We start from the raw sequence: 2,358 nt of genomic DNA, 5'->3' as shown, positions 1-2,358 counted from the left end.
CAAAGAAGGTTTGCTATGCAACCTATTGATGCGTCAATCATTTGTAACAGGGGAAATCATGGTCGCCATTTACGCTTTAGAAGCACCGGGTGCTTATACTGAAGCCATCGAAGACCTTACCCAACGCCTTCTGAACGCGCAACCACGGATCGTTTCCTTCCAATGGTTGAAGAAAAATGGGGGTACCGAACGGTCGTATGACAATGACGTCTACCTCATTCACGGTCGTGACTATATCAACGACGAACTACAAGGCTTTAAATTCCGTATTTGGCCAGATACTTTCTTCCAAGTAAATCCTGTCCAAGCCAATAAGATGGTAGAAACAGCGATCGCCATGGCTCAGGTCAAAGAAGATATGAAAGTTTTAGACCTATTCTGTGGTATCGGGACTTTTTCACTACCATTAGCAGCAGCTTCTAAATCGTTGGCAGGGATTGAAATCGTAGAGAACTCAATCAACTCAGCTAAACGAAATGCCGCGGATAATAACCTAGATAATACCTTCTTTATGGCCTCAGATGCCAGAGCAGGATTGCGGGTTTTACCAGATGTTTGGGGGCAACCAGACTTATTATTATTAGACCCACCACGTAACGGGGCGGGCGGTAAAGTCATGCGTGCCATCGGTCGATTCGGCACCGACCGCATTGTCTACGTGTCATGCGGACCGAAAAGTTTAGCGGCCGACCTCGTTTGGTTACTCGACTTTGGCTACGAAGTCGTAGAAGTGCAACCAATCGACCAATTCCCTCACACTGCACATTTAGAAAACATCGTGTTATTAAAGAAAAAAGAAATAAAAGATTAATTAAAACATGAAGCCTCTGGTTTCAACTCTATTTAGTAACTTTTGATGATTAATAGATAAGCCGGTGGTTTTAAGGTAATCCACGAATACATTCAATAGTTACAGAATATAAGTATATGCTAATTATGATGAGTAATTTCTCAATGTAGTCAAATTAATAACCAATATAAAAAGATAGTGAATGTTAACTTAAACAGACACTATCTTTTTGCGTGTATAAATGTTTTTAAAATCAAGTGGTTGGATTATAAGTCAGCCATTTCGTCTCGTGTGGCGATGTCACGGGCGTCAACAAATTCGTAACCTTTGGCTTGAATACCGTCTAGTATGGCCGGCATAGCTTCGTTGGTCCAAGTTAAGTCGTGCATTAATAAGTTAGCGCCTGGAGATAAGAATTCAGTGTTCACCATGACATCTGCTAGCGTTGCTGGGTCTGAATAGTTTTCGTCCCAATCAAAACCATACGACCATTTCATCGACACCATGTTTTCTTCTTCTAAAATCCCCTCTAATTCTGGGGTTTCAATACCGTGTGGTGGACGGAAGAATTGTGGGCGATAACCAATAACTTCTTCAATAATATCTTGGTTACCAATAATTTCGTGACGCAAGGTTTCTTCGTCAGGTACTTGGTCAAGACTATAATGAGTAAGCGTGTGGTTACCAATCACATGACCCATGTCGGCAATCTCTTTTAATGCTTGCCGGCCTTCTTCGCCATCTTCACCTTGTAAGTACATACCGTTGACGAAGAAAATTCCGTAAATACCGCGGTTGGCCATAGCTTGTGCTTCCTCTACTGACGACGTTGATGTTTCGGGTAACTTCCTTGGTACATCATCGACAGTGGCGAGTACAACATTAGGGTTCGCATCCTCATTAGCCGGCAATACACTTGAAATCTCAGGGTCGATATAGTAGTTAGCTACTTGATTATCTGTATCTTCATTATTATCCTCATCTTGGTCAGTGATTTCCCCATCCTCACTACCATTATTAGTGGACGCCTCTGAAGATTCACTAGAAGTAGCTTGTTCTTGGGACCCATCGCCATTCTCTTGTTCATTTCCAGCACAACCAGCTAAAAGCAAACCTGTTAATAATAGAATGGGTATTCTTTTCAACATGTCCTATTCCTCTCTATAACGTATAATATATATCTATCTATCATACACTAATATATAAAAGATTACGGAAAAAAACCATTCAAATTTCAGAAAAACAATCACGCAAATGAAAAAATAGTGACCGCTGACTTGGCAATCACTATCTTTTTAATAATATTAGTGGAGATTCTCCTCAGTAAAGCAACATAGCAAACTAAAATAAAATACAGCTAAAACAATTATTCCCCTTGGGCTTGAATAACTGCTTTGATGCCGCCTTCGATGACATGTGTTTTGTTGTAGCCATGTGCTGTTAAGTAGGCGTCGCCTGCTGTGGCACGGCCGCCTGATCCACATAGTAGGTAAATATCTTTGTCGCTATCAATTTTTTCTAAGTTATCGGCTAGCTTTTCTAGTGGGATATTTACCAAGTTTTTCTCT

At 40.9% G+C, this 2,358-nt stretch carries 3 protein-coding genes; 1 reads left to right on the top strand and 2 read right to left on the bottom strand.

The features are described 5' to 3' along the window. The coding region (rlmD, locus tag ACRCJ0_RS12110; RefSeq protein WP_431390579.1) for a 23S rRNA (uracil(1939)-C(5))-methyltransferase RlmD at positions 1-811 on the top strand (811 nt) is incomplete at its 5' end. Positions 812-1,056: 245 nt separating this feature from the next. Here rlmD and ACRCJ0_RS12105 read toward each other — a convergent pair. Both ACRCJ0_RS12105 and ACRCJ0_RS12100 read right to left on the bottom strand, forming a co-directional pair. After that, positions 1,057-1,938, bottom strand: coding sequence for a polysaccharide deacetylase family protein (locus ACRCJ0_RS12105; RefSeq protein ID WP_431390578.1), 882 nt, complete (start codon positions 1,936-1,938; stop codon positions 1,057-1,059). Between the two features lie 218 nt (positions 1,939-2,156). Further along, positions 2,157-2,358: rhodanese-like domain-containing protein (locus ACRCJ0_RS12100; protein ID WP_431390577.1), on the bottom strand; the 202-nt coding region annotated here is incomplete at its 5' end.

The organism is Aerococcus sp. L_32 (assembly GCF_050689315.1).
Note: the sequence above shows the minus strand (reverse complement) of the source record. Positions and strands in the feature narration are given on the sequence as shown.